This window comes from Halalkalibacter akibai JCM 9157 (assembly GCF_000513135.1).
Classification (GTDB): Bacteria; Bacillota; Bacilli; order Bacillales; family Bacillaceae_D; genus Halalkalibacter; species Halalkalibacter akibai.
The window spans coordinates 62,433-88,210 of the sequence record NZ_BAUV01000009.1 but is presented as its reverse complement, the minus strand read 5'-3'; the positions used below and the strand labels follow the sequence as shown (position 1 = coordinate 88,210).

Sequence of the window (25,778 nt, the reverse complement as noted above, 5' to 3'; positions counted from 1 at the left end):
AGCAAGAAAAAACACGCCAACGACACGTTTTATTTAAAAAGTTATAAAAAAGAATGATTAAAATGAGTTTGAAACATGAAAAATATAGCTTGTCTGTTATAATAAAGAAAAAGGGAGGGTTTTTTCATATGAGAATAGCTTTTTTATCTGATATTCATGGAAACGCTACCGCGTTAGAAGCGGTACTTAGAGACGTACGCTTTCACCAAGTAGATAAAATATGTTTTCTGGGTGATTTATGCTTCCGCGGTCCAGAGCCTAAGCGCGTGTTAGATATTATTAGAAGCTTAGACGCAGAAGTAATTAAGGGTAATGCGGACGAATGGCTCGTTCGTGGAATAAAAGAAAATGAAGTCCCCGCGAACGCCATTGAAATAATGAATCAAGAAAGAGACTGGACACTTCAACGTCTAGATGAAGATGACTTAGCCTACTTGGCAAACCTTCCAACAGAATTAGTACTTGAAGATGGACTTGATTCAATTGTACACGCTTTTCATGCCACACCAGATAGTTTATTTGATGTAGTTTTAGCTGATGAAACAGCTAAAATTGAAGAAACGATTATGCAACGTGATGAAGCTGATCTTTATGTTTATGGTCATATCCATCATCCATTTATAAGATCGATGCATGGAAAAAATGTCGTAAACACAGGAAGCGTCGGAATGCCGTTTGATGGTCATCCCCTTGCCTCCTATTTAATTGCTGACATTGAAGAAGGTAGACACCGTCTCCATATCCATCGTGTCCCTTATAACCGTGAACACGTCGTAGAAATCTATAAACAAGGTGGCTATCCGAATATTGAAACGATGGGGCGTGTTATCTTCTACGGAGTAAGACCTTAATTATTCATTAAGTAAGGATGCAACACCATTCATGATATCCATAATGGTCGATTTATCGTGATATACAAAAGCAATATCCTTATTTGTATTCACAAGAACCGTTGTTGGAACCCCCATACAATGATAACGATCATAAACCTTTGTACCTTCGTCTAATAAAACAGGAAATGTAAAATGGTTTTCTCCAAGGAATTGACTAAGGTTAACATCAGGGTCACGACCACTTACATGAATCATAACCATTTCCATCTCATTAGAATGTAAGGATTCAAACAATTTTTGTTTAGCGAGTAAATCTTTTTGCGAATCAGGACACCACGAGGTCCAAAAAGTGATCATCGTAATTTTGCTAGAAGCTTTCTCCAAAGACCAAACCGATCCATCTTGTTGTGAAGGTAAGCTAAACATGGGTGCTTGTTTCATTTCCTTCTCCCCTTTGCAGCATTTTGTGTTTAACATTTAAAAAGGTGACTCTAATAGAGTCACCTTTTTTCATTTATTTACTACAATGTTCATTATAAGCTAAGGCTAAATTACGAATGATATTTTCTGGTGCTTGACCTTCTATTTGTTCTCTTGGAATAAAGTGAACAACTTCTTTTCCTTTTAATAACGCCATCGACGGTGAAGATGGTGGGATTTCCGAGAAATACGATCGCATTTGCGCAGTCGCCTCTTTATCCTGCCCTGCAAACACCGTTACAAGATGATCAGGTGTTTGATCATGTTGTAATGAAGTTACTGCCGCTGGTCTTGCTAGTCCAGCTGCACAACCACAAACAGAGTTAATAACGACAAGAGTCGTTCCTTCTGCTTGTTCCATATACTGATCGACTTCTTCCACCGTGGTTAATTCTTTAAAACCATTTCCAGTTAATTCTGCTCTCATTGGTAAAACAACTTGGCGCATATATTCTTCATAAGCCATTGACATCTTCGTTTTTCCCCTTTCTCACTTTCCATTTTCTTGTAAAGACCATGCAACTGCATAAGGCTTTAGTTTTTCATGAACATTTGCAATTGATTGAAATGCATAAAGACATTCAACACCTAACCCTTTTTGGAACACAAGTAAGCACGGTACACTTTTTATTTTCCATTTTTGTGCAAACTCTGGTGAATGATTAATATTTAAAGAGTATATAGGCAATGAATCAAAGCTAGCTTGAACAACTTTCAGCATCTTCTCTGCTAGTTTACATGTTCCACAAAGTGGTGTGTAGACAAACACAATAACTAGCCGATCACGACTTACTAATTTTTGATCAAGCTTTTACTGGTGATAGCCTCCATATTTCTTCCCTCATTTCATCACTTCTATTTTAACAGAAACTGAAATGATTTGCTTTAATTTCCCACTTATTCAACAATAAAGTATCCGAAACAACTAAAAAAGGGATGACTAAAGATTAACAACCAACTTTAGTCATCCAGAAACAGTTATTTAATTAACGTTTAATAATATAATGATTTTGCATTTGACGAACTTGAAGTTGAGCCCGGTACAACTCATCACGTTGTTCTGGTGCAGCAGCCCGTAAAAGAGTTTCTAATTCTTGATCCATTTCTTGTAATTGCATTTGCATATGAGTATATTCCTCAGGATCTCCTGCCTCCACTCTTTGAGAATCGTCAAAGACTTTCTGAGCTCCTAGTAATGTCATCTCTACCTCTTCAAGAAACTGTGCCACTTGAGTGCGCTCTGCCATGATCATTCCTCCTACAATTGTTGAATTCCTGATCTTACTTTGCGCATCTTAATCAAGCGTTATTCATTAACTTATAAACCATAAAATCAAAAGCAATAAGCGAATCGTTAAAAATTGTTTTTGCCTCTTCTTCTAACAACTCTTCATCTCCAGCATACCGAGAGCTTATATGGTTTATGATTAACTTTTTCACATTGGCTTCTTTAGCTAATACCGCTACATCTGCAATCGTGGAATGACCAAATTGATTAGCATGCTCTTTTTTTTCTGCTAGGAAAGTTCCTTCATGAATTAATAAATCAACTTCTTTAGCAAAATCTTTCATTTTTTGAAGTGGTCGAGTATCACCTGCAATTACGATTTTTCGGCCTTTTTTCTTATCAGTAATATACTGTTGGCCATTGATTTTACGTCCATCTTCTAGTAGCACTTCATCTCCATTTTTCAACTTTTGAAAAATTGGACCTGGTTTAATTCCTAATTTAACTAATTCTTCAACCTTTAGTGAACCTGGTTTATCAGCTTCTGTTATCTTAAAAGCAAAACTTGGCATCACATGATCTAATTCTATCGCTTCAATGAGAAAGGAGTCATCTTGATAAACGATCCCTTCTTCCACACCAATAAAAGATAGATCATAACTCAAATATGATTTGGATACTTTTAAAGCCGTTTCAACAAACTGTTCAGTTCCAATAGGTCCATAAATGATTAACGGAGTAACTGCTCCTTGAGCCGAACGAGAACATAATAACCCGGGCAATCCAAACAAATGATCCCCATGCAAATGGCTGATGAAAATCTTATCAATTTTCGATAATGTAATTGGACTTTTAAGAATTTGATGTTGCGTTGCCTCACCACAATCAAACAACCATTGTGTGCTTTTTTTTTGCAAAAAGCGTACTGCAAGACTACTTACATTTCGAGCTGTTGAAGGCACTCCAGACCCTGTACCTAAAAAATGAAATTCCATACTCCACCTACCTATTAGCTAAGGCATCGGCAAAAGCCTTTGCATATGGTGGAAGATCTGGAGGTCTTCTGCTTGAAATAATATGGCCATCGACTACAACAGCTTCATCAATCCACGTAGCTCCTGCGTTTTCCATATCATCGCGAATTCCAGGTGTACTTGTTACGGTTTTCCCATTTAAAATCTTTGCAGATATCAATACCCAACCAGCATGACATATTTGTCCAATTGGCTTCTTAGCTTCATCCATTACTTTCACGATGTTTAACACTTCTTGATATCGGCGGAGTTTATCAGGAGCCCATCCTCCCGGAACTAAAAGTCCATCGTATTCGCTTGGATTAATTTCAGAGTAAGCGAAATCAGAAGTGGCAGGGACCCCATACTTTCCTTTGTATTTCTTGTTTTTTTCAGCTCCAACTAAATCAACTCGAGCACCCTCTTCTTGCAAACGCATAATCGGATACCATAGTTCTAAATCCTCAAATTCTTCATCGACAATGGCGATAACCTTTTTATTATGAAGACGCATTACAATCACTCCTAACTCATTTTTCCTTTGATAAGTATAACATGTCTAAATAACTTTCAAAAAGAAATAGCCAGTTCTAGCGAAGTAGTTTCCACATAAAATGAGTGATATATTAGCAATCAACTTTTACAACAGGAGGGAATCATCGTGAAATCAAAAACAACAAGTACCCTTATTTTATCGGCGATGTTTGGAACCGCCTTATCGATGTCACTTGCCGATACTAAAGTTGAAGCATCTACAAAACCTGTTTACGGAGACAAAACACTTCAAGTTAATCAAATACTTCAATTCGGTTCAAAAGGTTCACAGGTTTCAGAAATTCAAGGTTACTTAAGAGCTTTTGACTACTATAAAGGAAGACAAGATGGAATTTATGGTGTCCTTACTAAACAAGCCGTAGTTACATATCAAAAAAAGCATGACCTAATTGTTGATGGAATTGCTGGTCCCCAAACGATTGGCCACCTTTTACACGCCAGTGATGTTCAAATAAATCTAACGGATCATAATGAAGGGATTACAATTAAAGCAAAAGGTAATGATCCCGAGAAAGCCCTAACAAACACCCATACATCTTCTTCAATTAAAGGAGAATCAAAGCAAATACTTAGTCAAGGAGATCGTGGTGAACGAGTCAAAAAAATACAACAGTTATTAGCTGAATTTAATTATTATGAAGGGATAGACGGAATTTATGGAGCACAGACAAGAGCAGCCGTTATCCTTTTTCAACAAACTCACGGATTACAAGCGGACGGGGTTGTCGGACCAGAAACGAAAGCAGCTTTAACCAACAAAGAGAAAATTGTAACAGCGCCAGAACAAAAAGCAACTAATATTACATCTGTACAAGAAACGAAAGAAACCGCTCCAAAGACAAAATTAGCTATTACAGAAACAGCCTCATCACTTAAGGGAACTCCTTATATTTTGGGTGGTACATCACCCGTTGGTTTTGATTGTAGTGGTTTTATTCAATATGTCTTTAAACAACACGGTAAAAGTACTCCTCGCACTACGCAGGACCTCTACCAAAAAGGACAAAATGTTTCTCAGTTAAAACCAGGAGATATCGTTTTCTTCACCACTTACAAAAGCGGTCCATCTCATGCAGGAATTTATTTAGGTAACAGAACATTTATCCATGCTGGCTCATCAACAGGCGTTACAACCGCCTCATTAGATCAAGCCTATTGGTCACAGCGTTACATAGGTGCGAAACGTTTCTAACAAAAAGAGGAAGGTGCCATTATAATATGGTACCTTCCTCTTTTATTTATTAAGCTTCCTTTATTGAACGAGAGCGCGCTTCACTAAACTCTTCTTGTTCCTGTTCCGTTACTTTAATCGGAGATTTCTTATATCTACCAATAATGGTACTCGCTACAAAGATTGTAAAAACAGACAACAAAGCATTCCCCCATCCAACTAGAAAGGCTGCAAAAATGATAATAGAAAGATCACAAACAAAAATGGTAACCCCTCTGTTTAATTTCCACTTTTGATCAAGATATAAAGCAAGGATATGAATTCCACCTAAAGATGACCCATTGTTTAAAACAAGGGTAACCCCAAATCCGATACATAACCCGGCTAGAACAGTTGCAAGCCAAATTGGTACGGAGAAAAAAGGCAAAACATCTAAGCCATCACGAATTAAAGAAATACCAATAATCGACATAAAACTAGAAATCGTAAACCACTTTCCGAGCTTTTGTAAGGACATCCAGAAAAAAGGAAGATTGACTAAGAAAAACAGCACACCCCACGACCATGAACTCATAAAAGTTAAAACTGTCGCAAGTCCTGCTGTTCCTCCAAACGTTAACTCATGAATTGAAAGGAATTTCAATCCAAGCGAAGTTAAGACCAGACCTAGTAAAACCAACGAAACCATTTTTAAACGTTCACCCATTTTTCTACACCTCCTATTAGACTATTACTCTTTAAACGATACGCGAAAATAAAGAATACGTCAATGCATATAAGTGAATTTTTATTCATCTGAATTATCAGAAAAGTAGAATTTTATGGCGTTTGTTATATTTCCTCGCAAAAAATATACAGCTTTTTATACAACAAATTTTAATCATAAGGCTTTCTGTTTACAAAACAAAAAAAGAATTAAGTGTCTATAACAACACAAAATTCTTTTTTCCTTTATAAAATTAACTGATCAATCAATTGAATGAGCTTTACTATCTCAGGCTTACTTATTTGTCCATCCGCTCCAACACCTTTACCTTTATGGTAAACATCTTCTGAGATTAATGAAGAAAAAATGACAACTGGAATATCTGCTAATTGTTCGTCTTCTTTAATTCTCTTCGTTAAATGATGTCCGTCCATTTGCGGCATTTCAACATCAGTAATAATAAGCTGAATTTCCTCTTTTACGTCAGTCTGTTCATTTTTAGTAAAGGTTAAGTATTCCCAAGCTGATTTTCCGTTGTCAAAGAAAGTAACTTGATCATACCCTGCTTCTGAAAGTGTTTCGTGCAATAATTTTCGAAGCATTGTTGAATCTTCTACAGCAACTATTTTTTTATGGCTTCGTTCTCTTTTCCCTAAAGATTTTACTTGGTTAACATTAATTCCTTTGTCAGGATTTATATCGACTACAACCTTCTCAAAATCAAGTAATAATATCATTTGATTGTCCATTTTCACAATACCAGTCGATAAACTTTCTAAACCTTGTGAAAGCTCATTTGGCTTTTCAATTTGCTCCCACGAAATTCTGTGGATTCTAGATACATTTTGAACTCTAAAAGCAACTTTTATTTGATTTAATTCAGATACGATAAACTTATCGTTTTCTGGCTGCTCTGATGGCTGGAACCCAAGTACTTTCATTAAATTCACGACAGTTAGAACTTCATCTCTCAAGCGCACAATCCCTTCAATATGAGGATGTGAATTAGGTAGAGCTGTTACAGGCTGAGCTTGGATGATTTCTCTTACCTTCATAACATTAATGCCAAATGTTCCTGTCCCAACTTGAAAAACAATGACTTCTAGTTCGTTCGTTCCACTCTCAAGCAAAATCCCTTTATCTATATTCACTTAGGAACTCCTCCTTCATAGAAACATCCGTTTTAAATAAGTAGATGAAATAGACTCTCATCTTTATTGATCTCTTGATAATCAAATCCTTTTTTGTCTAGACGACTAACTAAACCAGGATAATCGTCTCTACTCTTGAGCTCGATTCCAAGCAACACAGGTCCATTGGATTTATTATTCTTTTTCGTGTATTCAAAACGAGTTATATCATCATCTGGTCCAACAACCTCTTGAATGAATTCTCTAAGAGCACCTGCTCTTTGTGGGAATTGGATAATAAAGTAATATTGTAATCCCTCATAAATCAACGATCGTTCTCTCATTTCTTGCATCCGGCCAATATCATTATTACCTCCACTAACGATACATACAACATTCTTCCCTTTTATTTCATCTTTATAAAAATCTAATGCTGAAATTGGCATCGCCCCAGCTGGCTCTGCAACTATTGCATTTTGATTATATAATTCAAGAATGGTTGTACAAATTTTACCCTCTGGTACTAAAATGATATCTTCTAAAATATTTTGACAAATCTCAAAAGGAATTTCTCCTGGTTTTTTTACAGCAGCTCCATCAACAAATTTGTCGATTTTATCTAGTTCAATCACTTTTCCTTGTTTTAAAGATTCTTTCATTGCTGGTGCTCCAGCAGGCTCACAACCAACAATTTTCGTATGAGGACTAATACTTTTAATATAAGTGCCTGACCCACTTATTAATCCGCCCCCACCAATTGATGCAAACAAATAGTCAATATTTTCTTCAATGTCATTCATAATCTCCATACCAACAGTTCCTTGTCCAGCGACAATTTTTTCCTGGTCAAAAGGATGTATGAAAGCCATTTCGTGCTCATTTGAGTAGCTCATCGCTTCGTTAAATGAGTCATCAAATGTATCCCCAGATAACACAACTTCCACAAATTCTTTTCCAAAGAATTTAACTTGATCAACCTTTTGCCTTGGAGTCGTAGAAGGCATAAAGATTTTCCCGTGAATTTGAAGAGTTCTACAAGAATACGCAACACCTTGTGCATGGTTTCCTGCACTCGCACAAACAATCCCGTTGTTTAAGTCATCTTTTGATAAACTTGAAATTTGGTGGAATGCCCCCCGAATTTTAAATGAACGTACAACCTGTAGATCTTCTCGTTTTAAATATACATTACAGTCATACCTTTCAGATAACACTTGGTTTAACTGTAAAGGTGTATGAGTGACCACGTCTTTTAAACGTTGATTAGCAATAATAATATCCTCAATATAAACAGTTCCCATAGACTTAATCCTTTCACTTCAAACTGGCTTCAAAATTTAATACTGTTATCTTATCATAACCCTTGGCAATTGCGTAACCCCTCTAGAACGGTAACTTGTTGTATATGTTATTAAATTCTACATTTTTCATGATTGATTATTTAAATTGACCTAACTATAATAGAGAAGATACTAACAGATACATACAAGATAAATCTGTTTTTTTATTCAAGGAGGGTTGATTGATCATGGGAAGAATGATTCGTTTATTATCTGCTATAGTTTTGGCTTTTGTAATTGTTCCTGGACAGGTTCTTGCAGCTGGTGGCGGTGGTGCCGAAGATGCAGCTCATGCTGAACCATCTGGATTATTAATGGTAACATTAACAATCCTTTCAATACTAACACTTATTGTGATGGCATTTTTCTCGTTTCGAGATAACGGCTAAGGAGTAAACGTGGACAAAGGTTTTCATTGTCCGCGTTTTTTTCTGTGCTTAGATATTATTTTATTAGGAGAGAGAAACATGACTTGGGAGATTTTCACGATAGTTGGGACAGTTGCCTTTGCTCTTAGTGGAGCTTTTGTAGCGATGGAAGAAAATTATGATTTAATGGGAGTTTACATTCTAGGATTAGTAACTGCTTTTGGGGGAGGTGCAATCCGTAATCTTTTAATTGGTGTGCCAGTTTCTGCTCTGTGGGAGCAAGGCTCTCTTTTCACCATTGCCTTAATTGTGATGAGCGTTGCTTTTATTTTCCCTAATGTATTTGTACATCATTGGGCTAAAATTATTTTATTATTTGACGCAATAGGTCTTGCTGCGTTTTCCATACAAGGGGCTCTTTATGCAACAGAGATGGGTCACCCTTTGTCTGCAGTTATTGTTGCAGCTGCATTAACGGGCGCTGGCGGAGGAGTGGTTCGAGATTTGTTGGCAAGAAGAAAGCCACTTATTTTACAAAAGGAGATTTACGTAGTTTGGGCGATGGTCTCTGGTGTCCTAATTGGCTTGCACATCGTATCTGGAACTATCGGATTGATTTTACTTTTTATAGGGGTCGTCGCGTTAAGAATGTTATCTGTGTATTTTAAATGGCAATTACCTAAAAGAGCCATTATCGTTGGTCAAAACCTTAATAACAGTGCTCACTAACAATAAAAAAAGAACAATAACTGTTGAGACATCTCAACAGTTATTGTTCTTTTTCTTCTTGATTTAATGCTGATGTTAATTGTTTTAATACATACTCGACCGATTTAAAAGTCTCCATTTGCCTTTTTAAACTCGTTTCTTTATAAAAAGATTTAATCGCAACAATCTCAAGGTTATCTTCAGTTTGTACCAATTGACTAGGATGAAGATGCATCGGTTTCTCTTCCTGAATAAACGCTTGTGCTAAAGGTAACCAAAGCCTTCTTGTCTCTGCCACTTTTTCAGCAAAAGGCTTAACAACACCAAAAAAATCAACTTCGCCTTCTTCACCTCTAGCTTTCAGGTAATACATTTCTGCTTCTTTATTTAACTGTAATAATTCATTTGTAAGATTCATTAAGCTGGAACGGTCATCTTTTTGCATGTAAACACCTCCGCTCACATCTTAACAAAAAACGACATTAAAAGGAAAACATCTGCATGAAAGAACGCCATTTTTTTCTTGAGACATTTCCCCCAACTACCATTGGCAATTCTCTTTCCTCAGACTCTTCTCTTGGCTGCATCTTAGATTCCATTTTAGTTAATCGCTCTTCTAATGTAACAATCATTTTCATCATGTCATCTAGTTCAGAGCGGTGTTTTAACAACTGATAACTTACGACTTCATCAGCTTTCTGAGATAACCTATGATCCAGTTCTTGGACCCTGTTCATTACTTCCTCTAGTTTCCCCTCGTATAAAGCTGTTTCGATATTTGTACTGCGTTCAATCGTCTTCGGGCTTTCCATTCCATTGATTGTAATATCTTTCATTCTCTTCCCTTGTTGTAGTTGTCTCTGAACTCCTCGCATAATATCAACATGCTCTTCAGTGAATAGGTAATGTCCATTTTCATTCGTTTCACATACTAAATCAAAATATTTTGCCCAACGTTGAACAGTTGTTGGATTCACACCTAAAATTTCTGACACTTCTTTCGTTTTCATCGTCATTTCCATTTTACAAACCTCCCAATTATTCTTGTTGTTACTAAGATTCGCTTCCATCCCTTCTGTCCCCTCTCCTCTTGACAAAACTAGAATTAATTCGTCAAAGAAAGTGGAAATATCCGTCATCACCGTTAAAGAGGTTCGTTTTTTGACAAAACTTGTTAACATTTGTTATTACTTCTAATGCATGTTGTCAGCTATCGTCTCGCATACTAAATTAGAACAAACAATGAAGGAGGTATTCCATTGAATAAAGCTAACAAACAACAAAATGAAAACAACACACACGATAAGACGAAGCAACAACGACAAGAAGGTTACACTGGTGATAAAAAGCTTGGCGGGCCTAATCGTCCAGCAGAATAATAAAACAAGGATGACTTCAAGTTAAAATCAACTTGAAGTCATCCTTTTTAGTTTTTGAATAACATATAATTCGAACCATTTACGTTGCAGCCAATTTGTTCGTTCTTTTGGAACTAGTTTCTTTATTTTATAGAAGTAATATTCAGGGTTAGAGACATCATTAGACCAGTCTTTCTTATCTTCCCAATGATGTTTTACGACAGGGAATACTTCACGTAAACAAGGACTGTTATTACGAGTACTCCACATCATATATTGTTGATAGTCTTGCCTTGAACCGGTTGGGGGTGTTTGAATTGAGAATTGGTATATAGAATTAAAAACACTTTCATCAAACAAGATTTGTTTTAATTGCTTCCCTAACCAAATTCGCGCTTTAACCTTTTTAAAGTCTCGAACATATAATCCGTATACCTTTCCTTCTAGTGTCGGAAACAGTACATAGCTCATGTGTGCAAACTCTTCCAAGTTATAGAGCAAAGAAGAAAAAACTTTGTCTCGATACAAAGGGTATTTCATTACTGTTTCTTCGATCATATGTTGTTCATTTACGATTAATGCTGTACAAAGCCTGTCCTCATCGAGATGGTCCATAAAATATTGCCATTCGTTTTGCATAAATTTCGAGACACCAAGCTGTTTTAATAAGTCAAACCGAGGCTTTTCTCTTGTTTTTTCAGATTCATACCAAAGTAATTGTGGATAAGCATCAGCAAAGATCGTCCAATTAGCACGCTCAAAAGTTTGAAATAATAATTCTTGGTAATCTGGAGTTAATATAGTTTGAAACCATTTACTTTTTAAATCCGTCATATTCCAGCCGGCATTTCTAGAAACCATACCAGCTAGCAATGCCCATTTTATTTCAGGATGCTCTCTATAAAAATGTTCATAAAATACGGTACGTGAAATATTATCGACATTACCCAGTCTAACTTTATTGATAATTTCAGCCTTTTTTTCCTTCAACATATTAATCCTTCTTCCTTGTTCAATGATTTTACATAAAATCATATATCTTATAAGTGTCTATTTATGGTAAGATTATGTGATGGAATCTAGTTATACTGTCTTCAGTTCTAACTAATTCCATTCATGATAGATAATGTTCGGAAAGGTTTGTGAGTGACATGGCGATACGTTACCCAAACGGAAGGAAGTTTACAGGAACTGAATCCTCACAGAAACAAGCTCCAAAAAAAGAATTAACCTACAGCAATCGAGGTATGACACTAGAGGAAGATTTGAACGAAACAAATTTATTTTATCTTCAGCGAAAAAAAGCCGTCATTCATAAAAAACCAACACCCGTTCAAATTGTTCAAGTCGATTACCCTAAGAGAAGTGCAGCAGTTATTAAAGAAGCTTACTTCAAACAAGCATCAACTACTGATTACAATGGTGTGTATCGTGGTCGCTACCTGGACTTTGAAGCGAAAGAAACAAAAAACAAAAAATCATTTCCTCTTCAAAACTTTCATACGCATCAAATTGAGCATATGAAACAAGTACTAGCTCAAGATGGAATTACGTTCGTTATCTTAAGGTTCTCTCTCACAGATGAGGTGTACTTACTTGACGGAAAAGATTTAATACATTTCTACGACCAAAAGGAAAATGCCCGAAAGTCGATTCGAAAAGCTGATATTGAAAAGCTAGGATTTCTTATTAAAATTGGGTACCAGCCACGTATTGACTATTTAAAGGTAATTGATTCAGTTTATTTTTAAACAAAAATGGACTGCTAGGAAAGGAAGAAATATGATGTCAAATGAAACGAACAATACAAGACAAGCGCGTCGACAAGCTCGGCAAAAAAAATCAACTAAAGGTCCGAAAAAGGGGTTATGGAAAAAAATATTCATCAGCTTCCTCGTTCTATTTGTACTGATGATCATTGCTGGCGGTGTTACACTATTTGCATGATTCAAGGTGCCCCAGAGTTTGATGAGGAAAAACTAATGCTCACTCAAGGCTTATTAATTCATGATGACCAAGATGTTTTTGTCTCACAATTAGAAACAACAGAACGCCGTGTCAATGTAAGTATTCATGATGTTCCTCAAGTTGTTGAAGATGCTTTTATATCAGTTGAAGATATTAGATTCCGCGATCATTTTGGAATTGATATTAGACGACTATTTGGAGCCGTACGGGCAAATTTAGCTAGTGGATTTGGTGCTGAAGGTGCGAGCACGATAACACAGCAACTAGTAAAAAACCTTTTTCTTAATGAGGAAAAGAAATTAACGAGAAAAATACAAGAGCAATATTTAGCCATTCAATTAGAACAACGTTATTCCAAGGATCAAATCCTTGAAATGTACTTGAATCAAATTTACCTAGGTTCAGGGGTCTACGGAGTAGAACTTGCTTCACAAACTTATTTTAATAAGTCTGTTGCAGATTTGTCGTTGGCTGATGCCGCACTTCTTGCCGGGATCCCACGTCGACCGAGTTTTTATGACCCAACTAAAAACCCTGAGGCAGCTGAATCTAGACGTAACCTTGTGCTCTCTTTAATGGAACAACATGGCAAAATTACAAGTGAAGAAGCTGCAGCTGCTAAAGCCATTCCATTATCAGATCAGATTGTTTTAACTGAACGTGAAGCCTACCCTTACGAAGCATTTTACAATCAAGTATTAACAGAACTAGAAGCGATGGAAGGCATTACAATTAACGATATTTATAATGCAGGGATTAAGGTTTATACGACATTAGATGTGAAAGCACAAGAACATGTAGAACAAGTGTTACAAACAGATGAGTTTGTAGGTGTTTATCCTGAAAATGAAGATTTCACTGCTGCTGTAACTTTATTGGATACAAAAACGGGTGAAATTAAGGCTCTTGGTAGTGGTAGAGAAGATACAGGACTTCAACGAGGGTATAACTTGGCTACAGATGAAAGGCGCCAGCCTGGTTCAACTATTAAGCCTATTTTAGATTATGGTCCAGCGATTGAATATTTACAATGGCCTACTGCTCGTATCATCACTGACGAGCCTCATAATTATACGACTGGTGAACGAAATGCGATTCGAAACTTTGACCGTTCTTATGATGGACCTATAACGATGCGTCGGGCACTAGCTCGCTCTAGAAATGTAACGGCGATTAAAGCATTACAAGAGGTCGGAGTGGACCGAGCTCAGTCATTTGCAGAAAAATTAGGTATTCCGATCGAAGAGCAACTTCGAGAAGGTGAAACTCAAATGCCTGAAGCTTACGGTCTCGGCGGGTTTAATAAAGGTGTTACAACAAAAGAATTAGCAGGAGCTTATGCTGCTTTTGGAAATAACGGTACTTACACCGAGCCATATACGGTCCGAAAAATAGAATTTCCTGATGGCCGAGTGATTAATTTAAAACCTGAACCTACATTAGCAATGAGCGATTATACAGCTATATGATCACAGACATGTTAAAGACTGCTGTAACAGATGGAACCGGTGGTGTCGCGAACATTCCAGGGTTACCAATGGCAGGTAAGACAGGTACGACTAACTTTGACCAAGCAGAAAGAGAAAGACTTGGTATACCAGAAGGCGGAGTTCCTGATATCTGGTTCTCCGGTTATACAACGAATTATACAATCTCAGTATGGACAGGTTTTAACCGGAACGCAGAAAATGCAAGCAATAACTTCTTCCCTAGTGGTGCTAATTCTAGACAAGCAGCACAACAAATTTTTAAAGCTATTATGCAAAATGTTTCTGCCGATATAGAAACAGCTGATTTTACAATGCCTAATTCTGTAGTTCGTGTAGGCGTTGAGCGGTCAACTGGCCTTTTGCCTAGTGATTGGACACCGCAAAGCGAGATCATTCAAGAACTTTTTGTTAGAGGAAATGAACCTACCCGTGTTTCTGAACAATTTGTTGAACTAGATCCCCCTACTAACCTGATGGCTAGTTACGAGGAATCTGCAAACCAAATTATTGTCACATGGAATTATCCTGATGACAAACGTGAGAGTGTAACGTTTGAGATCCAAGTTTCAATTGATGGTGGAAGTACTCAAACACTCGACCGCAAAAAAGAGATGCAGTATATTTTCAGTGATGTCTCACCAGGTTCTAGCTATGTCTTCAGTGTTATAGCGATTTCAGATGATAACAGTTCATTACGAAGTGATCCTGTTTCAGTTGAAGTTAAAATTGAAGAAGAAATAATCGAAGAAGAGATAGAAGAAGACGAAGAGGAAGAAGAAACCATTCCAGATCCTCTCGAAGAAATCGTTGATGATGATGATGACGAGGAAGAACCTATTATAGATGATCCTGTTGATCAAGCTACAAATGAAGAAGAAACTGAAACAGAATAATAGCTTTAAAATATTGAAAGAGCATTGGATTTCATCCAATGCTCTTTTCCAATTGTTTTATTTTCGACATTCTTAAAAAATCTTCTCTACATATTAGTAAGATCTTTATATTCTTGTTTTAGTGACTCGATACGCTTTGGATCATTTAGTGATTCAAAACGCTGCCACTCACGTGATAAACCGTCATTTATTACCTTTTTTGCTTCTGAAAGAGCTTGCTCAAACAATTGGTTAAGCTCTGTTTGCATCTGTTGTTCAAATTTACGCAAAGCTCCCCCTACTTGTTCCGTTCCTTTTTCAACCAGTTCTTCTTTTAATTTTTTTATTTGACCTTCTTCAAAGAAAGCTTTTGCTGATTGAAAATTTGATTTATAGCCCTCTAATTCTAATGTGATAAAACGTTGTTCAACCTTTGAGTTCAGTTCATATTTTTGACGTTCAAATGGGACTGATAAAGCCGGAAAGTCTACACGAATCCTATCTACCGTTTCTGTTACCCAATCCTCAATTGCATTTGCTAAAGCAATCTCAATCCGAACAAAGGTCGCTTGCAATTCTTGTTTGATAAAATGTTCCCCTTCAGTTCTCCACTCTTTCAATGAGGTTAATAATGCTTGCTGTTGCGCCCGTTTGCTTGCGCCAGTTATGGTAGACACGTTTACCTCTTCTGAAAACTGATCACTAAGAACATAGCGTACTCGATCACGTAAATAAAGGAATAATTCACTAACTTCCTGCGAACTTGTTTGGAAAGCTGCTAGTGGTTTGATGACCGCTAATTTCTCTTGCCATGCTTTGATCAATGACATCATTTCAGCTTGCTTTTGCTTTCTTCCTTGTTCTTCTCCTGTCGCATATTCCAGACCCTTTTTCAACATCGTTTGATAACGGTTCAGTTCTTCCCCTAACAAATCAAAGCTTAATTTCTTTAATTCTGTTATCGTTTTGGCGTAAAAAGCTTGCTCAAACTTTTTAAATAATTCGTCGCCATCCCCGTTTTCTTGCTTTCCTTGTAGCCCTTTTTTACTGGAAAGTGGATATAAACGTGGCTCATTCCAACCATTTTGAACTAATTGGTCATAAACATGCTTTCTAACACCGTTTAATTCAAAAGGGCTACTCGCTAAATCGGCCGCATTTAAAATAAAATACAATTTATCCGTTCTGAAACCTTCATTTACCTTGGCCATTTGTTGTAAAAATTGTTGATCCGATTTTGAAAACGCATGATTGTAGTAAGTTAGATAGAAGATAGCATCCGAGTCTCTTAACTGCTTAAAAGCAACATTTGTGTGTCTTCCATGGATTGAATTAACCCCAGGTGTATCAACAAGAATAATTCCCTGCTCTGTAAGTGGGCAATTATAATAGAGTGTTACTTCATCTATTAAACAAGCATCATGTTCATTTGCTACAAATGGTTGTAGTTCATTTAATGTTACTTCAAAACTTGTGCCAAGCGTCCATTTACCTTCTGCAAGACTATTTTTTAACGTCATCAAATAAGATTGATAGGTCTTTTGCCAACTCGTTGTTACAGTGGGATCCGCTTTCCAAGAAGAAAGAGTCGCTATCGTCACTTTAACATCTAGCTGCTCAGCGACCGCTTGGATCTCGGCATCTAGTTGTTGTTTCGTTTTTACTTTAACAACAGCAGTTCCAGAAGGATGATTTTCTTCTGCTTTTTTTACAATGTTAACTGTTGCAGTCGTTGGATGCGGAGATACTGGTAGTACAGTGTCTCCTAACAATGCATTAGCAAAACTTGATTTACCCGCACTAAAAGCTCCAAATAATGAAATCGTAAATGATTGTTCTTTAAATCTTTGTATTCGATTACGTAGAATCGATCTTTCATAATTCATTTGTTCTTGGTCGACATATTTATTTAAAACACCACTAACCTGTGTAATCCAATTGTCAGCTTTCGGTTGGTCGAACTCCGTATTTTCAACTTCATCCTGTTGCCAATCAGTATCTATTACTGTTTCTTTCGGCATTTCAATGGCTGTTATCGAAGAGGAAAGTGAAAATTTAGGAGTCTTTTTTTCCATTGTTTCAAAAATAACTCGTTCATAAGCTCCAGCATCTTGAAATTGGCTCACTTGGCTTCGTGTTTCTCTATAGCTACTTGAAAACCGTCATCAATTCTTGTAAGTTGTATCACAAAGTCATCTATTTCATGTAGTTTATCTAGCTTTCTTTCTAGCTGTTCAAGTTCTTTTTCCCAATGACTTTCCATACCTTTAGTCATAACTAATATAACTGAGGCTGCTTTTTGACGTAATTCTTTTATAATTGCAGCTGTTCGATCCTTTGTAAAAGTATATACATATTCTCTATTTTTAGGCCCAGCTTGAACAGCATCCTTAAAGAATCGTTCTGTAATCTCTAAATGCAACTTACTTAATTCAGACTCTACCTCTTCACGGTTTGTTAGTAAAGATAAATCAAAAGAAAGAAAAAGTTTGTGCATATGGAACTCAATCTGACTTTTCACTTTATCTTGTGTTTCATTGATTAACCGTTCTAACCTTAGCTGTTGTTCTTCTTCTGTCTTCTTTTTCGACCTTAGAAAACCAACTTTAAAACCAGGCTCAATGCTTTCAAGCCAGCTTCTAACTAGTTCCGTTGTTGTGTACGGAAAGATCGTTACATCTTTTACAATCGCTTGCCATTCTTTCTCAAAAAATTGTTCAAACCTTTTTTTGGCATGAATTGCTTTTTCATAATCCTCGGCCAATTGTTGCCTCTCATCCAACTGACTTAATGAAAAGCCTTCTTGCTTCATTTCTTCTTTAATTTGGTCTAGACTTTCTTCTTTTTCCTCTTCTAGTCGCTTAATAATACTTAAAAAGAACCCCTGCTGTATCCGTTGGTTCGCATATGGAAGTAGCTGGTTGCCATGATATAAAATCGCTTTCATTTCTTTTTCAAATTGATTTAATTGATTAAGTGGATGTTCTTTCGCTTTCATACTCGTATAGCGGAGCATTAGAATATTTATCCCCCATGAAGTAAACGTATCTCGGATTGATTGATCAAAATCTTGAAATGAAAGCTCTTGTTCATCATGTTTATCAATTTGATTCACAACTAAATAAAGAGGTTTTTTTTCATCAGATAGTTGTTTTAAGAAAGTTAAATTTGTTTCAGACTGTACATGATTATAGTCCATTACATAACAAATAAAATCAGTTGTATAAAGGGCCTCTAGTGTTACTGCTTGGTGAGTAGGATCGGTAGAATCCACACCAGGTGTATCATAGATTGTACTATGATCACCTAAAAATGGTAACGGTGCTTGAATAGTTAAAGACGAAATTTCGCCCCCATTCATTCCCCATTCTCTCACACGTTGCCAAGGAATTTCGCCATTCCAATTTTTCACTTCCCCTGTTGTTGCTTGAACACTTAAACCTAAATCGCCGTTTTTAATACCGATGATATTAGCACTCGTTGGTATCGGACTTGTCGGTAGCATTTCTGCCCCTAATAAATGATTCAAAATGGTTGACTTTCCCGCTGAAAAATGACCACAAAATGCAACTTGAAATCGGTTCTTGCTTACTTTTTCTTTGACAATCCGTTGTCTCTCTTCTTCTTTATCTGTCATTTCATGAACCTTTACAATTGAATCTAACGCTTTACTCATCCCTTATCCCACCCACTTTAGCTATCTATGTATTCAGACTCTTCGGTCTGAAATGAAAGGATCTTTAATAAGATCCTTTGTTATTCTTTATGTTCCAACAGTTTGTATTTAGCATATATTTTTTTTATTTCTAAGAATAAAGCTTTTAATTGAATAAAAGCGTGATATTGACTCGGTGCAGAAAGAATATATTCAAGTCTTTCTATACAATTTATTGGCTTATAAACTAATTCCTTGATGCAAGAAGGTAAATGCTTGAGTCCTTCTACTAGTTTATTATTCAACCAAAATAATGTGTCAATAAACGCAGCTAGCATCGTAGTCATAATCGGTTTAACCTTTATTAGATTACGTTCTCGATAATAATTGACTAAAATAAGTTCTTCCTCTTCCCAACATTGAAAAATTAGTGGAATAAATTCATGTTTTTTAGCTTGTATATCCTCAACATTAATTAAATCGTAGTAAAAAGGAATCGATTTACATATTTCTTTAAAGGAAGCCTTTGTACTTGGAGGAGCAATTAATTGTTGATTAGGATAAAATAATGTCTGTTGAAAAGCTGGAGGTATATGAATCATTTTACTCTAGCTTTCATTCTTTTTTTGCCTTCGCGACAATCATCAAGTAGAGGGCACGTTTCACATTGCGGAGATTGAGCTTTACAATGATATCTTCCAAAGAAAATTAATTGGTGATGACAATCCGACCAACGATCTTCGGGAATTTTTTTCATAAGCGTCTCTTCTACTTGCAAGACTGAATCTTTCCATCTGCATATTGCCAAGCGTTTCGAAACTCGCTCCACATGAGTGTCAACTGCAATTGCTGGTATGCCAAAAGCTACTGAAGTTACGACATTGGCCGTTTTTCTTCCTACTCCAGCTAACTTCACTAATTCATCTCTTTCTTTAGGCACTTCTCCATTATACTCTTCGATTAAAGTCTGACAAAGTTTTTTTATATTTTTTGCTTTGCTCCTAAATAAACCGATTGAGCGAATATCTTGTTCTAATTCTTCTATAGGGACAGCTAAATAATCCTCAGGTTGTTTGTATTTTGAGAACAAGCCTGGTGTAACTTTATTCACCAGAACATCTGTACATTGAGCAGAAAGTAGAACAGCAATGACTAACTCAAACGGGTTTGAATGTACCAATTCACATTCAGCATCTGGATACATATTGGCAATAACATCAAGCACTTCTATTGTTTGTTTCTTTGATAGCATCATTTACTCTCCCTGTCTTTTTTTAAGACTTATCAAGCCAGCTAAAAGAAGGATATGAATCAGCTCGTGGTCGTTTCGGCTCCTGCTTTGTTTGAGCATTGTTATATTTACGGAATTTCTCTCCGTGTGCTTTTGCTTGATCAAGTGTTTTAATCCCATTGCGTTTCCACTCAAATAAAATTCGATCAATATAGCGAAAATTCAATTTACCTGATACTACGGCTTCTCGTAGCGCTGCAATGATTAAATCATATGAATGACTATCTTGATCAAGCCACATAGACAACGTCTCTGCTTCTATCGGGGAAAGAGGCCGACAAAACTCCTCTTCGAATTTTGTATATAATAATCCTTCTTGACTCTGTTTTGTTTGTTCCTGAGCTTCTATTTGTTCTCCTTTTAGAAACTGAATTAAATTCAACCACAATGGTTCAAGTGAAAAAAATTCAAAAAGGATGCCTTGTTCATCCCACTTCTTTTCAAGGGAAAGAACATTCATTCGGATTAACCTTCCTAACATATCTGCACACTCATTCATTTGTAGTGTCATTCGTTCACTAAGGAACTCTGGAGTTGGGAATCCGTCTCCTTCTTCAATACACGATTGTATATGAAGTAACGCGACGAGCTCCTCCTCTTTAATCCCTAATTGTTTATAGTGCTTTAATAATAATGTTGGTATGGATAGTTGTCTTTGGCTTGTCCATTTCACTAATAAGTTCTGATCCATCAGCAAACACCTCTATCCTTTATTATAACATGTGTACCGCCTTTTAAGGACTTCCTTTTCCTTACTGTACGGATAAAAAGAGGTTGACTTCCTTGGCTACAAACCAAAATGAAGTCAACCTTATCAATTTTATGGGTATAATCGATTTAAAAGTCTTGGGAAAGGAATCGATTCACGAACATGTTCCACTCCTGAAATCCAAGCAACTGTTCTTTCAAGTCCTAATCCAAATCCTGAATGGGGAACAGATCCAAATTTACGTAAGTCTAGATACCATTGATAAGCATCAAGAGACAAATTATGCAGCTCAAGATTTTTCTTAAGTAAATCGTAATCGTGAATACGCTCAGAGCCACCAATAATCTCCCCGTACCCTTCTGGCGCAATTAAATCCGCACAAAGGACAACATCATCTCGATCAGGCGCAGGTTGCATATAGAAAGGCTTTAAACTTGTTGGATAATGAGTGATGAAAACTGGCTTTTCATAATGCTCAGCTATGGCCGTTTCATGAGGTGCACCAAAGTCATCACCCCATGTAATGTCATCAAATCCTTTTTCTTGTAAGAATGTGATTGCATCATCATACGTAATTCTTGGGAACGGAGCTTGAATTGCCTCAAGCTTGCTTATGTCGCGACCAAGAGTTTTTAATTCAAGCTGACAATTTTTCAGTACAGATTGAACGATGTACGCTACGTATTGTTCCTGAATTTCAAGATTTTCATTAAATTCAACAAATGCCATCTCTGGCTCAATCATCCAAAACTCAATTAGATGACGACGAGTTTTTGATTTTTCAGCTCTAAATGTTGGTCCAAAAGAAAAAACTCGTCCCATTGCCATTGCGGCTGCTTCCATATAAAGTTGTCCACTTTGAGATAAATAGGCATCTTCATCAAAGTATTTTGTTGCAAATAGTTCTGATGTTCCTTCAGGGGCACTTCCCGTCAAAATCGGAGGATCAATTTTAACAAAATCATTATCGTTGAAAAATTCATATGTTGCACGAATAATTTCATTTCTTACTTTCATGACTGCGTGTTGACGTTTAGAACGCAGCCATAAATGACGATTGTCCATTAAAAATTCAGTGCCATGTTCCTTTGGAGTAATTGGATAATCAACTGCCTCATGTAGAACTTCAACTTTTGTAACGGTTAATTCATATCCAGAAGGAGCACGTTCATCAGCCCGAACGATCCCTGTTACATATAATGAACTTTCTTGTGTTAGATTTTTGGCTTTTTGGAACATTTCTTCATCAACCTCAGCCTTAACGACTACTCCTTGTATAAAGCCTGTCCCATCCCTTAATTGCAAAAAAGCTATTTTTCCACTAGATCGCTTTCCCGCTAACCAAGCTCCAATTGTAACTTCTTGTTCAACAAATGAACCTACTTTTGCGATTGTCGTTTTCACGTTATTACCTCCATCACTACTATGTATAACATCCTTCATTATACCTTGTGCATTTTTTTAAGTCAACGAATAGAAAGAGACTAACAAAATGTCAGCCTCTTCAAATTAATGAAATAATTCACTTATTTTGTGTGAGCTCTTACAAAGCGGTCAATTCTTGATAAAGCTTCTTCAATCGCGTCAAGAGAAGTAGCGTAAGATAAACGGACATTGTCCGGAGCACCGAAGCCTGATCCTGGAACCAGAGCCACTTTTTCTTCTTCTAGAATAGCTTCCACCCATGTATCCACATCTGCAAATCCAGTTAATTTAACTGCTTCACTTACATTAGGGAAAAGATAAAAAGCACCTTTAGCTTCACGCATGAAACGCCAGGAATAGCAATAAGTTTTTCGTATACCTGATTCAGCCTGTCTTCAAACGCCTCTCGCATTTGCTCTACAGATCCATCATCCTCTGTATATGCAGCAATAGTTCCATACTGAGCATTTGTTGTTGGGTTAGAAGTGCTGTGACTTGCAAGATTGGTCATTGCGTTGATAATCTCTTTATTTCCTGCAGCATAACCAATTCTCCAGCCCGTCATCGAGTGAGATTTAGACACTCCATTAACAACAAGTGTTTGCTCTTTCAACTCTGTAGAAAGTTGAGCAATAGAAGTATGAGTTGCACCATCATAAACAAGCTTCTCATATATTTCATCTGAAACAATTAGTATATCGTGCTTTAAACAAACTTCCCCTAATTCGCGAAGCTCCTCAGCTGAATACATAGAACCTGTTGGGTTACTTGGTGAGTTTAAAATAAATGCTTTTGTTTTAATTGTAATCGCTTGTTCTAGCTGTTCTGCAGTTACTTTAAAATCGTTACTCTCAAGCCCTTCGATGTATACAGGATTACCATCTGCCAATTTCACTTGTTCCGGATAACTAACCCAATAAGGTGTTGGAATGATAACTTCATCACCTTCATCTAGAATTGCTTGAAAAAGTGTGTAGAGAACATGCTTTGCCCCAGAACCAACAAGAATTTCTGACGGCTTATATGTAATTTGTTGATCTCTTTCAAATTTACCGATAATCGCTTCTTTTAGTTTAGGCAAGCCTGCTGAAGGTGTGTATTTCGTGTGACCTTCTTCCATTGAACGAACGGCAGCATTAATGATATATTGCGGAGTGTTAAAATCGGGTTCACCTGCACCAAGTCCAATTACATCATGGCCTTGTTCTTTCAATTCTTTGGCCTTTGCTGTTATCGCAAGTGTAGTAGATGGTGTTAATGTAGATACTCGTTTAGCTAATTTCATTTTGTCGTCCCTCCCAAGTTATATATATACACTATAGTGTCTCATCAACAATGATTCAAGTCCTAAATCACAAACTATTCTTAAGAAATGAGTTAATTTGTTCGTAAAACATACCTTTTCATAAAAGTTCCATCTGCAAAAGTTAAGTAGTAGTAGCCTTTTCGATTTTCTTCGTTCAAATATGTTATTTCATAAACAGGCAAACCTCGTTCAAACCCAAGTTTCACGGATTGAATTCCTTTTATATTATCTTCTTGATGGACGATAGCCAGTGCATCCTCTTTTGATAATCCATCCGTTTGAAGTTCAACATGATGGAAATCGTAATCTTCTGAAACCCATACAATCGCTTCTGACCCTTCTTCTGTCGATCCGATTAATACATAGAATGCATCGGTTCCATGATAATACGATGCTGATGTTACTTCTGTTAGCAATTTTTGACCTTTAACATAACTTTCAGCTTGATTTAATTCATGTAATAAAGGTTCGCGAATCAGCTGATACGCGTAAACTCCAGCTCCAGTAAAAAGTATAATGAGTACTAGTATAATAATAATAATCCACTTTTTCATGTGTCACTCCACATTATGTATGATATATGGTAAAAACCATTTTTTCCTGATCTTGTTTGTCTATAGATAAACCAAACGTTAAATCTTTTTGCTTTAACGTTCTGTTTAATGAATCGACTATTTTATATAAATCCGGTGCCTTACTTATATGGTGTGTAGATAATACAATCATCTTCTGCTCCATGCTGACTCCTCCAATTGGATAAAGTTATTCCTAGTTGTACAAGTTTTGCTAAACATAGATGTTTCAATAAAGGTCATAATATAAGTACGCCAGTGAAAGGGGGCGTAACATTTGTCAAATTCAAAATCAACTGCAAAACGTTTCCAAGCAGAGAAAAACGAAGTAGCTCTGTTACGTCGAAAAGGCTTAAAATGGCATCAAGTGTTTCCAATATCAATTCGTCAAACTTTATTTCCTGCTGTTTTTCAAGAAAAAAAGTAACTACTGTAACATCATAAGACATAGTTAGATAACAAACAACAAAATTCTCCTACTCACACCTCAAGATGTTCTGCACAAATGCCCTGTGCAGAATATTTTTGTTTTAACCGGATATTGCCACAAGCTCCGCTCCACTACGCTTCAGGCACTTGCTTTCCGCGGGGAGCAAGCCAAGCCTCCTCGACGTTCCGTCTGTGGGGTCTTGCCCTTTCCTCTATTCCCGCAGGAGTCAAGTGCCTTCCGCTCCATTCCACTTTAATTTTTAACACGAATTTAACAAATCTTGTACTCCCTAAGCTTTAGAAATGTACGGTGACGATGTCGTAGTCTAGTTTATTTATTTTTACGATGACGGATCCGTTTTGTTTCATGGTGTATGTGTCTATCCATGTTTCTTGGAGACGTTCGATTAGTTGCGCACTGATTTCCGCGTCTCTCTTTGAGAACAAAACGGCAACCTCTGGGTCGATTTCATTTAAGAATCGCTGACTCGTTCCTACCTCATCTCCAAATTCAGCTACTTTCAAAATGGAGACAGGGGATAATCCTTCTTCAATCCAAGTTTTCTCTAAGCTTTCATTTGCTTCAAATGAAAAGAAGAATTGATGTTTATCGTGTACTGACAAGATAAAAGAGACCATTGGCATCAAAGCTTGATCATTTGATAACGTTTTAATTGATGCATAATCACTTATTGGATAAAGTTCATTTTCCTTCCATTCAAATATATCTATGGCAAATGATTGATATTGATTAATGGCTTGACTTAAGCCTTTTGAAGGAACAATTAGTTGTTTCGTTTTTAGCTTAGTTATAATCTTTTCAACATTGCCACTGTATTCTTTTTCGAATCGAGGTAAGATAATGGTGTCAATTGATTGGACATTCAGCTTACGTAAACGATAAAACAGTGCTTCGGCTGAATCTTCTGATCCTGTGCCAATAAGGAATGTTTCTCCACTAGGTAGTTCGATATAAGTTGCTTCACCATTAGGTAAATCAAAAAATACTAAACCTACATCTTCCTCCTCTAGTTGCAAATCTAATTCCATTTCTTCATCCTGTTCATTAGTTAAAATTCTAACATCTAAACCAACACTTATAGCCAACATGATCAGGATGAAAAGAGTAATCAGACCTTTACGCATATCACCAATCTCCTCCACAGTTATC

At 36.6% G+C, this 25,778-nt stretch carries 29 protein-coding genes and 2 pseudogenes; 9 read left to right on the top strand and 22 right to left on the bottom strand.

The annotated features are described in order from the left end of the window. Positions 1–128: 128 nt before the first annotated feature. Entirely contained in the window at positions 129–851 is a 723-nt protein-coding gene (locus tag JCM9157_RS07735) for a metallophosphoesterase family protein (protein ID WP_035663576.1), read from the top strand. Here JCM9157_RS07735 and JCM9157_RS07730 read toward each other — a convergent pair whose 3' ends face one another. The 6 genes and pseudogenes from JCM9157_RS07730 to JCM9157_RS07705 all read right to left on the bottom strand — a co-directional run bounded on the left by JCM9157_RS07730 (position 852) and on the right by JCM9157_RS07705 (position 4,068). Further along, positions 852–1,274, bottom strand: a complete 423-nt coding sequence (locus tag JCM9157_RS07730; protein ID WP_035663574.1) for a peroxiredoxin family protein — start codon at positions 1,272–1,274, stop codon at positions 852–854. Between the two features lie 73 nt (positions 1,275–1,347). Next, positions 1,348–1,785: a BrxA/BrxB family bacilliredoxin gene (locus tag JCM9157_RS07725; protein ID WP_035663571.1), complete on the bottom strand. Its 438-nt coding sequence runs from the start codon at positions 1,783–1,785 to the stop codon at positions 1,348–1,350. Positions 1,786–1,803: 18 nt separating this feature from the next. After that, positions 1,804–2,106 (bottom strand): annotated as a pseudogene (locus JCM9157_RS07720) (thioredoxin family protein); the annotation flags it as partial. Positions 2,107–2,299: 193 nt separating this feature from the next. Then, positions 2,300–2,560: a DUF2524 family protein gene (locus JCM9157_RS07715; RefSeq protein WP_035663569.1), complete on the bottom strand. Its 261-nt coding sequence runs from the start codon at positions 2,558–2,560 to the stop codon at positions 2,300–2,302. 52 nt (positions 2,561–2,612) lie between these two features. Next, positions 2,613–3,536 carry a ribonuclease Z gene (rnz, locus tag JCM9157_RS07710; RefSeq protein ID WP_035663566.1) on the bottom strand — a complete coding sequence of 308 codons (924 nt, stop codon included), beginning with the start codon at positions 3,534–3,536 and terminating at the stop codon, positions 2,613–2,615. A gap of 7 nt (positions 3,537–3,543) precedes the next feature. Next, a complete protein-coding gene (locus JCM9157_RS07705; protein WP_035663564.1) occupies positions 3,544–4,068 on the bottom strand; it encodes a type 1 glutamine amidotransferase domain-containing protein in 525 nt (174 codons plus the stop codon). Between the two features lie 147 nt (positions 4,069–4,215). Between JCM9157_RS07705 and JCM9157_RS07700 the strand changes: the two genes are divergently transcribed. Beyond that, on the top strand, positions 4,216–5,301 hold the full coding sequence (locus JCM9157_RS07700) for a C40 family peptidase (protein ID WP_052013012.1): 1,086 nt from the start codon (positions 4,216–4,218) through the stop codon (positions 5,299–5,301). Between the two features lie 49 nt (positions 5,302–5,350). Here JCM9157_RS07700 and JCM9157_RS07695 read toward each other — a convergent pair whose 3' ends face one another. The 3 genes from JCM9157_RS07695 to ilvA all read right to left on the bottom strand — a co-directional run bounded on the left by JCM9157_RS07695 (position 5,351) and on the right by ilvA (position 8,417). Further along, a complete protein-coding gene (locus tag JCM9157_RS07695; RefSeq protein ID WP_052013011.1) occupies positions 5,351–5,986 on the bottom strand; it encodes a YitT family protein in 636 nt (211 codons plus the stop codon). Between the two features lie 245 nt (positions 5,987–6,231). Further along, positions 6,232–7,137 (bottom strand): chemotaxis protein, encoded by a 906-nt coding sequence (locus JCM9157_RS07690; RefSeq protein ID WP_162831757.1) that lies wholly within the window; start codon positions 7,135–7,137, stop codon positions 6,232–6,234. 32 nt (positions 7,138–7,169) lie between these two features. Further along, positions 7,170–8,417, bottom strand: a complete 1,248-nt coding sequence (gene ilvA / locus JCM9157_RS07685; protein ID WP_035663562.1) for a threonine ammonia-lyase IlvA — start codon at positions 8,415–8,417, stop codon at positions 7,170–7,172. A gap of 227 nt (positions 8,418–8,644) precedes the next feature. Between ilvA and JCM9157_RS07680 the strand changes: the two genes are divergently transcribed. Both JCM9157_RS07680 and JCM9157_RS07675 read left to right on the top strand, forming a co-directional pair. Continuing rightward, positions 8,645–8,845 carry a hypothetical protein gene (locus JCM9157_RS07680; RefSeq protein ID WP_035663559.1) on the top strand — a complete coding sequence of 67 codons (201 nt, stop codon included), beginning with the start codon at positions 8,645–8,647 and terminating at the stop codon, positions 8,843–8,845. 78 nt (positions 8,846–8,923) lie between these two features. Next, positions 8,924–9,553 (top strand): trimeric intracellular cation channel family protein, encoded by a 630-nt coding sequence (locus JCM9157_RS07675; RefSeq protein ID WP_035663556.1) that lies wholly within the window; start codon positions 8,924–8,926, stop codon positions 9,551–9,553. Between the two features lie 40 nt (positions 9,554–9,593). Here JCM9157_RS07675 and JCM9157_RS07670 read toward each other — a convergent pair whose 3' ends face one another. Beyond that, positions 9,594–9,977 (bottom strand): YppE family protein, encoded by a 384-nt coding sequence (locus JCM9157_RS07670; protein WP_052013010.1) that lies wholly within the window; start codon positions 9,975–9,977, stop codon positions 9,594–9,596. A 37-nt stretch (positions 9,978–10,014) separates the two neighbouring features. After that, positions 10,015–10,713 (bottom strand): chromosome-anchoring protein RacA, encoded by a 699-nt coding sequence (gene racA / locus JCM9157_RS07665; RefSeq protein WP_235714848.1) that lies wholly within the window; start codon positions 10,711–10,713, stop codon positions 10,015–10,017. Positions 10,714–10,791: 78 nt separating this feature from the next. On the opposite strand from racA, the gene JCM9157_RS25045 reads away from it, so the two are divergent. Continuing rightward, entirely contained in the window at positions 10,792–10,911 is a 120-nt protein-coding gene (locus tag JCM9157_RS25045; RefSeq protein ID WP_201768896.1) for a spore protein, read from the top strand. A gap of 27 nt (positions 10,912–10,938) precedes the next feature. Here the strand turns inward: JCM9157_RS25045 and JCM9157_RS07660 are convergent, their stop codons facing one another. Next, positions 10,939–11,883 carry a DUF2515 family protein gene (locus tag JCM9157_RS07660; RefSeq protein ID WP_158318616.1) on the bottom strand — a complete coding sequence of 315 codons (945 nt, stop codon included), beginning with the start codon at positions 11,881–11,883 and terminating at the stop codon, positions 10,939–10,941. Between the two features lie 158 nt (positions 11,884–12,041). On the opposite strand from JCM9157_RS07660, the gene recU reads away from it, so the two are divergent. From recU to JCM9157_RS25700, 3 genes are all read left to right on the top strand, one after another. After that, positions 12,042–12,641, top strand: coding sequence for a Holliday junction resolvase RecU (recU, locus tag JCM9157_RS07655; protein ID WP_035663555.1), 600 nt, complete (start codon positions 12,042–12,044; stop codon positions 12,639–12,641). A 117-nt stretch (positions 12,642–12,758) separates the two neighbouring features. Then, positions 12,759–14,327, top strand: coding sequence for a transglycosylase domain-containing protein (locus tag JCM9157_RS23910; RefSeq protein WP_268870930.1), 1,569 nt, complete (start codon positions 12,759–12,761; stop codon positions 14,325–14,327). Next, entirely contained in the window at positions 14,324–15,241 is a 918-nt protein-coding gene (locus JCM9157_RS25700) for a fibronectin type III domain-containing protein (protein ID WP_052013007.1), read from the top strand. The genes JCM9157_RS23910 and JCM9157_RS25700 overlap by 4 nt, the downstream gene beginning before the upstream one ends. An 86-nt stretch (positions 15,242–15,327) precedes the next feature. Here the strand turns inward: JCM9157_RS25700 and JCM9157_RS07645 are convergent, their stop codons facing one another. The 9 genes and pseudogenes from JCM9157_RS07645 to JCM9157_RS23905 all read right to left on the bottom strand — a co-directional run bounded on the left by JCM9157_RS07645 (position 15,328) and on the right by JCM9157_RS23905 (position 24,344). Further along, the gene (locus tag JCM9157_RS07645) at positions 15,328–17,346 is read right to left on the bottom strand and encodes a dynamin family protein (RefSeq protein ID WP_035663552.1); all 2,019 of its coding nucleotides are present in this window, start codon (positions 17,344–17,346) and stop codon (positions 15,328–15,330) included. Then, complete coding sequence (locus JCM9157_RS07640; RefSeq protein ID WP_035663551.1) at positions 17,343–18,896, bottom strand: dynamin family protein; 1,554 nt, start codon at positions 18,894–18,896, stop codon at positions 17,343–17,345. The genes JCM9157_RS07645 and JCM9157_RS07640 overlap by 4 nt, the downstream gene beginning before the upstream one ends. 80 nt (positions 18,897–18,976) lie before the next feature. After that, a complete protein-coding gene (locus JCM9157_RS07635) occupies positions 18,977–19,477 on the bottom strand; it encodes a YpoC family protein (protein ID WP_052013006.1) in 501 nt (166 codons plus the stop codon). Continuing rightward, positions 19,474–20,127, bottom strand: coding sequence for an endonuclease III (nth, locus tag JCM9157_RS07630; protein ID WP_035663550.1), 654 nt, complete (start codon positions 20,125–20,127; stop codon positions 19,474–19,476). Before nth ends, JCM9157_RS07635 begins: the two co-directional genes overlap by 4 nt. Before the next feature lie 22 nt (positions 20,128–20,149). Further along, complete coding sequence (locus JCM9157_RS07625; protein ID WP_035663548.1) at positions 20,150–20,857, bottom strand: DnaD domain-containing protein; 708 nt, start codon at positions 20,855–20,857, stop codon at positions 20,150–20,152. 129 nt (positions 20,858–20,986) lie between these two features. Next, entirely contained in the window at positions 20,987–22,279 is a 1,293-nt protein-coding gene (gene asnS, locus JCM9157_RS07620; protein ID WP_035663547.1) for an asparagine--tRNA ligase, read from the bottom strand. Between the two features lie 122 nt (positions 22,280–22,401). Continuing rightward, positions 22,402–23,585, bottom strand: a pseudogene (locus JCM9157_RS07615) (pyridoxal phosphate-dependent aminotransferase). A gap of 92 nt (positions 23,586–23,677) precedes the next feature. Then, positions 23,678–24,160 carry a cell wall elongation regulator TseB-like domain-containing protein gene (locus JCM9157_RS07610; RefSeq protein ID WP_035663546.1) on the bottom strand — a complete coding sequence of 161 codons (483 nt, stop codon included), beginning with the start codon at positions 24,158–24,160 and terminating at the stop codon, positions 23,678–23,680. Between the two features lie 13 nt (positions 24,161–24,173). Next, positions 24,174–24,344 carry a YpmA family protein gene (locus tag JCM9157_RS23905; protein ID WP_081734100.1) on the bottom strand — a complete coding sequence of 57 codons (171 nt, stop codon included), beginning with the start codon at positions 24,342–24,344 and terminating at the stop codon, positions 24,174–24,176. A 111-nt stretch (positions 24,345–24,455) separates the two neighbouring features. Here JCM9157_RS23905 and JCM9157_RS24580 point away from each other — a divergent pair, with 111 nt between their 5' ends. Further along, on the top strand, positions 24,456–24,605 hold the full coding sequence (locus JCM9157_RS24580; protein WP_156321476.1) for a hypothetical protein: 150 nt from the start codon (positions 24,456–24,458) through the stop codon (positions 24,603–24,605). A gap of 299 nt (positions 24,606–24,904) precedes the next feature. Here JCM9157_RS24580 and JCM9157_RS07605 read toward each other — a convergent pair whose 3' ends face one another. Beyond that, positions 24,905–25,753: a ComEC/Rec2 family competence protein gene (locus JCM9157_RS07605; RefSeq protein WP_035663543.1), complete on the bottom strand. Its 849-nt coding sequence runs from the start codon at positions 25,751–25,753 to the stop codon at positions 24,905–24,907. Positions 25,754–25,778 lie beyond the last annotated feature (25 nt).

Coding starts and splice junctions, on each gene's coding strand:
- JCM9157_RS07735 (WP_035663576.1), top strand. CDS start 129: ATGAGAATAGCTTTTTTATCTGATATTCATGGAAACGCTACCGCGTTA.
- JCM9157_RS07730 (WP_035663574.1), bottom strand. CDS start 1,274: ATGAAACAAGCACCCATGTTTAGCTTACCTTCACAACAAGATGGATCG.
- JCM9157_RS07725 (WP_035663571.1), bottom strand. CDS start 1,785: ATGTCAATGGCTTATGAAGAATATATGCGCCAAGTTGTTTTACCAATG.
- JCM9157_RS07715 (WP_035663569.1), bottom strand. CDS start 2,560: ATGGCAGAGCGCACTCAAGTGGCACAGTTTCTTGAAGAGGTAGAGATG.
- rnz (WP_035663566.1), bottom strand. CDS start 3,536: ATGGAATTTCATTTTTTAGGTACAGGGTCTGGAGTGCCTTCAACAGCT.
- JCM9157_RS07705 (WP_035663564.1), bottom strand. CDS start 4,068: ATGCGTCTTCATAATAAAAAGGTTATCGCCATTGTCGATGAAGAATTT.
- JCM9157_RS07695 (WP_052013011.1), bottom strand. CDS start 5,986: ATGGGTGAACGTTTAAAAATGGTTTCGTTGGTTTTACTAGGTCTGGTC.
- ilvA (WP_035663562.1), bottom strand. CDS start 8,417: ATGGGAACTGTTTATATTGAGGATATTATTATTGCTAATCAACGTTTA.
- JCM9157_RS07680 (WP_035663559.1), top strand. CDS start 8,645: ATGGGAAGAATGATTCGTTTATTATCTGCTATAGTTTTGGCTTTTGTA.
- JCM9157_RS07675 (WP_035663556.1), top strand. CDS start 8,924: ATGACTTGGGAGATTTTCACGATAGTTGGGACAGTTGCCTTTGCTCTT.
- JCM9157_RS07670 (WP_052013010.1), bottom strand. CDS start 9,977: ATGCAAAAAGATGACCGTTCCAGCTTAATGAATCTTACAAATGAATTA.
- racA (WP_235714848.1), bottom strand. CDS start 10,713: ATGTTAACAAGTTTTGTCAAAAAACGAACCTCTTTAACGGTGATGACG.
- JCM9157_RS07660 (WP_158318616.1), bottom strand. CDS start 11,883: ATGTTGAAGGAAAAAAAGGCTGAAATTATCAATAAAGTTAGACTGGGT.
- recU (WP_035663555.1), top strand. CDS start 12,042: ATGGCGATACGTTACCCAAACGGAAGGAAGTTTACAGGAACTGAATCC.
- JCM9157_RS23910 (WP_268870930.1), top strand. CDS start 12,759: ATGGAAAAAAATATTCATCAGCTTCCTCGTTCTATTTGTACTGATGAT.
- JCM9157_RS25700 (WP_052013007.1), top strand. CDS start 14,324: ATGATCACAGACATGTTAAAGACTGCTGTAACAGATGGAACCGGTGGT.
- JCM9157_RS07640 (WP_035663551.1), bottom strand. CDS start 18,896: ATGAGTAAAGCGTTAGATTCAATTGTAAAGGTTCATGAAATGACAGAT.
- JCM9157_RS07635 (WP_052013006.1), bottom strand. CDS start 19,477: ATGATTCATATACCTCCAGCTTTTCAACAGACATTATTTTATCCTAAT.
- nth (WP_035663550.1), bottom strand. CDS start 20,127: ATGCTATCAAAGAAACAAACAATAGAAGTGCTTGATGTTATTGCCAAT.
- JCM9157_RS07625 (WP_035663548.1), bottom strand. CDS start 20,857: ATGGATCAGAACTTATTAGTGAAATGGACAAGCCAAAGACAACTATCC.
- JCM9157_RS07610 (WP_035663546.1), bottom strand. CDS start 24,160: ATGAAAAAGTGGATTATTATTATTATACTAGTACTCATTATACTTTTT.
- JCM9157_RS23905 (WP_081734100.1), bottom strand. CDS start 24,344: ATGGAGCAGAAGATGATTGTATTATCTACACACCATATAAGTAAGGCA.
- JCM9157_RS07605 (WP_035663543.1), bottom strand. CDS start 25,753: ATGCGTAAAGGTCTGATTACTCTTTTCATCCTGATCATGTTGGCTATA.